We start from the raw sequence: 8,645 nt of genomic DNA on the forward strand, positions 1-8,645 counted from the left end.
TACCTCCCTTCTTTGATTCAGTTATAATCTCAAAACTGAATTGAACATAATTCTTTGTAATGATATACGAGTTCAATCTCTTCCCAATATTATTATATTTGTTGAAGTGTTTGTGATACTTTATTGGTAAGTCTATAATCATTTTATTACCAACACTGGCTATGTGTAACCAAGCATCGAATAATCTACTTTCTTCGGTTTTATATCCACTATTCCTTGTTGGCACTAAGTCAGCAATGGTACAACTAACATACATTCTGTTACCTTTATGTACTGGTACAACCATTTTATTTGGCTTATCTTTCCATCTTTGTTTTGTTGCCAACACCATGTCAATTGCTTCTCTTGCAGCAACCTTTCGTAGTCGTGCAGATAACCATGTTTCTGGTAAATCCACCAACGGTTTTAATAATTGTGATTTTGAAGGGATGTTATTGAGGTCAGACCAAAAATGTTGAATGAAGAAATTAACTACCTTTCCATATTCGGTTAAGATAGTATTTAATTCCAACATCTTTTTCTTTGTTGTGAACTTCAAACTACATTTGGTTGACCTTATTAGTTTCATTTCTTTTTTTGTTCTTTCAAATCTTTTTTACGTTTAACGCTACGCTTACCATATAATTTACCACTAAAACTTGCCATGAGCATCATAATGTCATTAACAAATTCTTCTTCCTCTGAAATGTTTTTGTTTTCAATACATTCAATTTCTACATCATAACTATTAAAGAAGGTCTTAATCAAATTATATTGAAATCTGGTTAAACGGTCTTTGTTTTCAATTACAATTTTAATGATTTTTTTCTTAATAACCAAATCCACGAGTTTAGTGAATCCCACTCTCGTATCGGATAATCCAGAACCAACATCTTTTATTATATGTTCAACCTTATATTTTTTCTTCGCACAATACTCCGATATTCTTTGAGATTGTCTATCCAAATCTCCTTTCTGTTTTTGTTCGTGAGAACTAACTCTGGCATAGGTTGCAACCGAATGGTTAATATATTCGATTTTTTGTTCTCCCATGAATTTTAAAATATCATTTTCATTATATTTTCGATGACCACCAACAGTTCTAATTGATGAAAGTTTTCCTTCATTATCCCAAATACGAAGGGTTTTCTTGGTTACTCCAAGAAGTTCAGATACCTTTTGTATTGATAAGAGTTTACTCATTAGACTGTTCAAGAATTTTTAAAATAATTTCTTTACTGGAATCCAAAATCTTCTGAAATTCCCAAACTGAAATATCTTCATCAATATCAAGTTCAAAAGGTATTGGGTACACGTCACCATTGTCGAGTTCGAATTCGTCTTTATCGACACGAACTACATTTAATGACTTCTTTTTAAGGTTCTCCATAATTTTATTAATCTTTTTCATATATAAATACTTTAAATTTTCGTAAAAGTAATAAAATTTAGTTAAAATAAGTAGATTTTTGTATAATTTTGTTTAATTATTTGTTAACTGTTAATTAACCCATTATCAAGTTTCATGTATTGATAAATTGGTTTATAATCGACAAAACAAAATTCTTTTTTATCAGGCATAATATATAAATCTATATTATATTTAAGAACAAAATCATTCCACCACTTATATTTTAAGCATGCATTTGTATCACATAAAATTAAAATAACTCTTTTAAAATCACCATTTATAATTCTATTTGAAATCATTTCTAATGAATGAACTCCTATTATAGTAATTTCGTCATCAGTTATTTTTTCTGTTTTTTTACCACAATAAATACCCATATTTGTATTTTTACCAAAAAAATTATTAAATTTTACATTAGAAACATATAAGTCACAATCTAATGCTTCTGATAAATAAGGTGCTGCAAAAAATGCACTGTGTTCTGTAAGTATTATCATGTTTTATTTAATTTTAAATCTTGATTTTTTTCTTTTTAACAATGAAAAATATTTAGGACTATCATAAATTGGATTTTTTGTAATTAAATATTTTAATTCTGGATTTAAAAAAATAGCAAAATTAGCTGATAATTGGTCTCTATGGGAATAGTTTTTTATCTCAAACCACCAATCATCAAAGAATTTTTTAACTCTTTCATTATTTTTAAACAAAATAACACCACCTTCAATCAATCCATTATTATATTCATAACCAAATTCTTTATGTCTTTCTTTTATTTTTTCAATGATTTCTTTTTTATCATATTTATTTTCAACAATAACATTAAATTGGTCTTTAATGCTTTTTTGTCTATGTTTCATAAATACAATATCTTTATTATCCAATCTTTTCAAATATTCGTTAATATCTTTAATTATCTTTATTCTACCATCAATGTAAAGATATACACCATATTTATTTAAATGTTTTAGTACTTGTGTTTTATACTCTTTTGATAATTTAATGTGGTCAATTTCATTTTTTGAATTATTATCGATATATATTATTTTCCAAAACTTTGATTTTATATTTCTATTATCTGTAAAACAAATATAATCCCAACCATTTGATTTTATGTTATTATCATTTAAATCACAATAATTATTCGTAATCACGGTATATACACACTTTTTATTCATAATATTTCAACAAAACCATTAACTTCTCTTGAGATGGATTTGACTTCTTTTTTCAATGATTTTTTTAATAAATGATATTTTTTTCTCATCACTGATTTCATTGATGTATTATTGTTAATTGTTAATGCATTTGAATGTTTTCTTCTTAGGAAAAGAGATTTATTTAAGTTAAAAATTTTTATATTGTTATTTGCAAATCTCAACAATAATTCACCATCTGCAGCACAAATCCAAGGCATATAACCACCAAATTCATCAATTATTTTTTTCTTATAAAATATTACGCCACCAGAATATACTTTTTTATTGGTATATACTTCTTTATTTGAAAAATTAATGTATTTAAATTTTATTACATCGTTATTTTCAATAACCAACATTATTTCATTAACCATATTATATAACATAATATCATCACTATCAAATCGAATAATATTTTCAAATTTTACTAAATTTAATAATGTATTTGAAGTAACATATGTCCCTTTATTACTTTCCATTAAATAAATCTGTAAATTACGATACTTATAACGAATTTTCATTAACTTATTTAAAGTTTTTTCACACCCATCAACTCCAACCAATATTTCATAATTATTAAAACCATCGAAGTATGTTTGTTTTTCAATACTATCCAAACATTCTTCAATATAATTTTGTGTTTGATATGCCGTAACTATTATTGAAATTGGTTGTCTATCTTCAATTGTAATTAAATTAGAAACAACATCATTATTTATTAATTTCGATTTGTTTGATTTAACCAATTCGACATTTACGGGCTGTATTTGCCCCAAACGTCTTTTCATTTTATCATCCATGACTTCATTACTATTTGATTTTGGTTTATATATTATTTGTTGTTCATTTATAACCTTATCTTTAGTAACGTCTTTATTAACTGGTGTACTTTTTAGTTCATTATCAATCTTGGTCTTATATGGAGATTTTGATTTAACAATCTTATTTAAAGAAGTTTTTTTTTGTGTGTATTCAACCTTCTTTTTTATTATTTTTTTTATATTTGATTGTCTTCGTTTCATAAATTAATATATAATATATTATTTTCTTCAAAATCCATAATATTTAGATAAAACTATTTCAGGTTTAATATTAATTATATTATATTTATGTCCATCAGCAGAAATAGCAATATTTTCATTTTCATAATTCAAATAAGCATCACGAACTTTATTAAAATGTTGTATGTTATTACCATACCTTAATTTTGATGCAGCATTATATATTTTTTTAAAAATATCTTTTCTAACATAACTTAGATGATGCATCTTAATAAAAGACTTATCTAAAATATTAATTAAATTATTTTGTTTTATTCCTACTTTTCTTGTTGGGTCTACCTTGACACCACAAGGAAAATTCATTACTAAGTCATATTTTACAGGAAAAAAACCGCTTACGTATAAATCACCATCCATATATTTAGATGAATTAATTAAATATTTTGTATCTTTATAATAAGCAACTAAAGGAAGATATGTTACTATTTCTGGATTGGTTTTATGTAATTCAATTAATTTATTAAATTCTTCAGTAACATAAAATTCATCACAATCCAATGTCATATAATGTGTACATCCCTTTGCCTGTGCCAATCTTTTTCCCTGATTTCTTTTATTAATTTGATTTTGGTGAATTGATGTTGATTTATCTAATCTAAAAAATACTAAATCATTAACTAATCCTCTATTTTTAAGGGATTTAACTATATTAATTTCCTTTTCAGTTAACTTTTCATCATAATAACTTGTTGTTTGAAATATTATTGATATGTGATCAACTACATTTCTTATTTGATTAATCGAATCTTCCAGTAATTCAACACCATCAAAAACATTATAACTAACACCAAATTTATACATAATTACTACAAATTTATATTATTTTCATTTATAAATACTAATAATTTTTTATAATCCTCAACAAATCTCTCATTTCCACCACTTATTTTATTTCTTGATATAGATTCGTAGTGAATGGCAACTGCGTCACTAACAGTAATATTTTTTAAACCCAATGATTTACATCTCAAATTTAATTCAACATCTTCTAAACATTCAATATAATCTTCATTGAAGCCATCAAAAGATTTAAATAATTTCTTTTTTATTAATAAAAATCCACCCGTATTACCGATTGAATTGTAATTAACATCAGTAGAATAATTATTTATTTTTTTTATGTCTTTATGTGAGATCATTAATCTATCATCGTTCATTGATAATGTTATCCCATTATGCTGAATAGATGAATCACCATAATGTAATCTAATACCAATAGTACCGACAGTATCTTTATTTTCATTATAAATCTGAACACATCTGCTTAATGCATCATTCAATAAAACAATGTCGTCATTGCAAAATAATAATAATTCAGTATCGTCTGATACATGATTTTTAACCACATCATTATTAATTTTAGCAAAATTATAATAATTATATTTTATTAATTTAATTCTACTATTCAATAAACTCTTATATGTTTCGAAAACTTCTGGTTGACTTCCGGTATCTGCAATAATAATCTCATAATTATCATATTCAACTACATTATTCCATGAATTAATGTTATTGATTATGTATTTAAGATTATTTTTTGTTGGTATTATTACAGTTACTTTTGGTTTTGATGTTAATTCAATATCAAAATCTTCAAAATCTGGTAATACCGAAATAGGTAATTCATCTTTATATTTTTCAGCCAATTGCTTACGACTTTCTTCCCACTGCTGATTGGTTTGACCAACACTTTTATGTAATATTCTAATATCTGTTGTAACGCCAATATTACAACCGTCCAAGTAGTTAGGTAAACAAAAACTGGTGTCGTAGTGATGAAATCCTTTAAAATCTTCGTCAAAATAGTGTTCTAAATTACTTGGATTAACTGCCATGAATAATCCATCGATTAAAACAGTTGGTGTTATCTGACCCTTTCTTTCCACAGAGTATTGGCTAGTCCATTCCTGAATTCCATCTGTATGATCGACAATACCCACCATTTTAGTTCTGTCTGTCCACCACACACCGTTTTCCGGCATGTAAGTGCTACCCGCTACACCAATAATATCGTAATCGGTGAAATTGAATTTATGTAGTAAAATCTTGCCCCAATTTTTTGTTCTGAATATAATATCTGGATGTACAAATAATATAATAACATTATCCCCCTTATATTTATCAAGTGCTTTATTATAAATCTCAGTTAATGAAAATTGATTATAGTTTTCATAACAAACAATATCATAGTTTTTAATACCGATGGTTTGTTTAATATGTTCAATAAATTTATTATTCTCAATATCACCTAAATGTGATGAAAATATTGTAATTATTTTATTTTTTTTTCATAATTAATCCACTTATCATATTTTCTACTTAATCCAAATTTACTACCAGAATAGATAAAATTCATAAATTTTATTGCATCCTTCTGTTTAGATATTGTTATTTGCGAATATCTACCTTGTTTAGTTATATATCTATAACATTTATAATCAATATCAATTAAATTAAAAAAAGACCAATCATAGTCGTAAGTTCCACTAAATCTAACCCTAATATAATTTCTACCATCACATGAGATTGACATATTACCATCTGCATCAAAAAAACCCTCTAAAAAAATATGAATGATAGATTTTATCTATATATTCTAATAAAATTTGAGGATTAATGTATGATTTTAGGTCGAATTTATATTTTATTAGTTCGTTAACTAATAAAATATTATGTGTTGATACACATAATTGATTATTTACTCTTTTGTTGTTAAAAAATTTTTTAATTGGTTTACTTATATTCCAATCACCTGTTTTTCTAAAAACATCAATTAATTCAATCATATCACTTTCAATCATATTTACAACAATACGTGAAAGATTCACATTTATATTACCATCTCCCCAAATTAGCCCCAATATATAAACTATTTCAGGTGTATTAAATTTTAAAAAGGTATTATAATTAACTTTATTTGAACGTAATTTAAATCCTCTCCTATTATTTTTTAATTTATGTTGAGTATCTGAATATTTAATATTTAATGAATTTGCTTTTTTAATAATATCAGATATTTCTCGATTTAATTCTTTTGCAACTAACTCTGAACCATATGTTGAATAATTGGTTCTTAAAAAATCAATTTCATTAAGAGACCATTTATTACTTTGACCTAAAAATTTTCTATTAATCTTTAATTCCTTTACTTTAGAATAAATAGATTCTTTGGTTCTATCTAAATTAATAGAACAATACTCTCTACCATACAATGGATATTTTTCAATTAAGAAATTAATATCATCTTTAGTCCAAGTTTTTTTCATATAATGCTTTTTTTATTGTTTCATATTCTTTGGCTTTTTCCAATTCACATCTGTCACCATAACCAATTTCAATCATTCTTTTAAAAAACGGTTCAAAATCTTTAGCATATTTAACTAATTCATCTAATATTGAACTATTATAATCTGGTGTTGAAGATGCAATGTTTTCAACTAATGATAACATTGACGGTACAGATGAATTTATATATCTTAAAATTTCTCTCGCTCCTTTATTTATTATATATCGTGGTACATCATTTTTTTTAGCCCATTGAACAATTTGATTCGGATAAACACCTACAAGTTTAAACATAATATCCCTATAATGTTTTATTATATTTCCTTGGTCTTTAGTAAAACCATAATTTTTCATGGCGATTGCTTTACTATTATTTCGTTGAACTTGGTGTTTTGTATTTTCCTGAACAGTATTTGGTGTTGTTGTTACTAAAAATGAATATCCGTATCGTAATAATTCTTCAATTCTATCATTACACCAAATAGAAAAATCTGCAGATAACCATCTTGCAATTTCCAATGCTATGCCTTTGTGAACCCAAGTACCTTGTTGTTTATTTAAACCACCTCTAACAACATTAACTGATTCTGGAAACATTTTCGCTAAGTTACTGAAATTCAACGACATCGGTATGTCGATGTCGTTGATACTCAATGACTTAGAATTTCTTGTACAATATTTATATGTTATTTCTCTTCTGGTTGGGTCATCAAGAAAATGCCCGATGTTCTTACCAAACGGTTTAACCATATCAGTAACATTAATCATTATGTTATTAATGTTATTTAAAAATGATACATCATATTTAACACCATTTTGAGAATATTTATATATTACAATATTATTTTTCATATAAAAAAATCTTACAATTTTTGCAACTGCAAACTTAACAAATTTAAACTAAATATACAAATTTATTTACTGATTAATAATTGTTTCCATTATTGTCTCATAATCTTGTCTAACTTTTGATAATGGAAATGGTATTCTAATTAAATCATTATCAACAATATCAAATTCACTAACATATTTAGAATTTGCTAATAAAATTAAAAAATCATAAAATGGATTTCCATAATATTTTTGGCTTAATTTATCCAATCTACTAAATTCAGAATTCCATCTCTCATATTTATCAGTTGGATTAATGGGTAATTTAATAAATGGCATCATGTTAGGTAAACCATTTTCTTGTCTTAATAAACTATATTTATCATAATCTTGTTTTGGCATAATTGATATGTTGTGTTATAGTTCTGATGTAAAATTATTTATTTGTTTAATTATCATCATTATCATTATTATTATTAGATTCATTATCACCATCATTAACTCCATATTGTTTAGATTCAACAAACGATGGTGTTCTATATGTACCTTGATTAACATATGTTGAATTAGCATAATAATTAAAAGATAACGCATTTTGTAATGCATTAATTGGACCTCTTAATGATTGACCACCAATTATTTTTATTTGTAAACTAACATTAGCAATCATTGGTTGCATACCAAAACCTTCGGGATTCATATCCCAAGGTGAATCATCGTAATCAATAGTAAGATTTTCAATAATTATTTTTGTATGAAAAAAATCACCAATTCTTAAAACACAAATTGGTTGACGACCAAAAACTGAATTTTTTGATCTAACAATACCATTTTCATCAACTTCTGGTTTTACATTCAAGATCGGAAGAGCAACACGTC

13 protein-coding genes and 1 pseudogene are annotated in these 8,645 nt (G+C 25.3%); all 14 read right to left on the reverse strand.

Annotation, left to right across the window (positions count from 1 at the left end; translation table 25 throughout):
• The coding region (locus tag VAMP_RS03510) for a hypothetical protein (RefSeq protein WP_213349328.1) at positions 1 to 514 on the reverse strand (514 nt) is incomplete at its 3' end.
• 44 nt (positions 515 to 558) lie between these two features.
• Positions 559 to 1,182: an IS607 family transposase gene (locus tag VAMP_RS03515; protein ID WP_213349331.1), complete on the reverse strand. Its 624-nt coding sequence runs from the start codon at positions 1,180 to 1,182 to the stop codon at positions 559 to 561.
• Complete coding sequence (locus VAMP_RS03520; RefSeq protein ID WP_213349334.1) at positions 1,175 to 1,390, reverse strand: hypothetical protein; 216 nt, start codon at positions 1,388 to 1,390, stop codon at positions 1,175 to 1,177. Before VAMP_RS03520 ends, VAMP_RS03515 begins: the two co-directional genes overlap by 8 nt.
• An 83-nt stretch (positions 1,391 to 1,473) precedes the next feature.
• On the reverse strand, positions 1,474 to 1,887 hold the full coding sequence (locus VAMP_RS03525; protein ID WP_213349337.1) for a hypothetical protein: 414 nt from the start codon (positions 1,885 to 1,887) through the stop codon (positions 1,474 to 1,476).
• Positions 1,888 to 1,890: 3 nt separating this feature from the next.
• Positions 1,891 to 2,544: a hypothetical protein gene (locus tag VAMP_RS03530; protein WP_213349339.1), complete on the reverse strand. Its 654-nt coding sequence runs from the start codon at positions 2,542 to 2,544 to the stop codon at positions 1,891 to 1,893.
• On the reverse strand, positions 2,517 to 3,611 hold the full coding sequence (locus tag VAMP_RS03535) for a glycosyltransferase family A protein (RefSeq protein ID WP_213349342.1): 1,095 nt from the start codon (positions 3,609 to 3,611) through the stop codon (positions 2,517 to 2,519). Before VAMP_RS03535 ends, VAMP_RS03530 begins: the two co-directional genes overlap by 28 nt.
• An 18-nt stretch (positions 3,612 to 3,629) precedes the next feature.
• The gene (locus tag VAMP_RS03540) at positions 3,630 to 4,451 is read right to left on the reverse strand and encodes a hypothetical protein (protein WP_213349345.1); all 822 of its coding nucleotides are present in this window, start codon (positions 4,449 to 4,451) and stop codon (positions 3,630 to 3,632) included.
• Between the two features lie 5 nt (positions 4,452 to 4,456).
• Positions 4,457 to 5,296: a glycosyltransferase family 2 protein gene (locus VAMP_RS03545; protein WP_244831586.1), complete on the reverse strand. Its 840-nt coding sequence runs from the start codon at positions 5,294 to 5,296 to the stop codon at positions 4,457 to 4,459.
• Positions 5,294 to 5,863 (reverse strand): annotated as a pseudogene (locus tag VAMP_RS06255) (glycosyltransferase); the annotation flags it as partial. The gene VAMP_RS03545 and the pseudogene VAMP_RS06255, both read right to left, overlap by 3 nt.
• A gap of 59 nt (positions 5,864 to 5,922) precedes the next feature.
• Positions 5,923 to 6,183: a hypothetical protein gene (locus tag VAMP_RS03550; protein WP_213349350.1), complete on the reverse strand. Its 261-nt coding sequence runs from the start codon at positions 6,181 to 6,183 to the stop codon at positions 5,923 to 5,925.
• A 1-nt stretch (position 6,184) separates the two neighbouring features.
• Positions 6,185 to 6,916: a hypothetical protein gene (locus VAMP_RS03555; protein ID WP_213349353.1), complete on the reverse strand. Its 732-nt coding sequence runs from the start codon at positions 6,914 to 6,916 to the stop codon at positions 6,185 to 6,187.
• The gene (locus tag VAMP_RS03560; RefSeq protein WP_213349356.1) at positions 6,897 to 7,787 is read right to left on the reverse strand and encodes a KilA-N domain-containing protein; all 891 of its coding nucleotides are present in this window, start codon (positions 7,785 to 7,787) and stop codon (positions 6,897 to 6,899) included. The genes VAMP_RS03555 and VAMP_RS03560 overlap by 20 nt, the downstream gene beginning before the upstream one ends.
• A 66-nt stretch (positions 7,788 to 7,853) precedes the next feature.
• The gene (locus VAMP_RS03565) at positions 7,854 to 8,168 is read right to left on the reverse strand and encodes a hypothetical protein (protein WP_213349359.1); all 315 of its coding nucleotides are present in this window, start codon (positions 8,166 to 8,168) and stop codon (positions 7,854 to 7,856) included.
• 46 nt (positions 8,169 to 8,214) lie between these two features.
• Positions 8,215 to 8,645 (reverse strand): hypothetical protein (locus VAMP_RS03570; protein ID WP_213349362.1); only part of this gene is annotated, 431 nt, incomplete at its 5' end.

It is taken from the genome of Candidatus Vampirococcus lugosii (assembly GCF_018420025.1).
Taxonomy (GTDB): Bacteria; Patescibacteriota; Gracilibacteria; order Absconditabacterales; family Absconditicoccaceae; genus Vampirococcus; species Vampirococcus lugosii.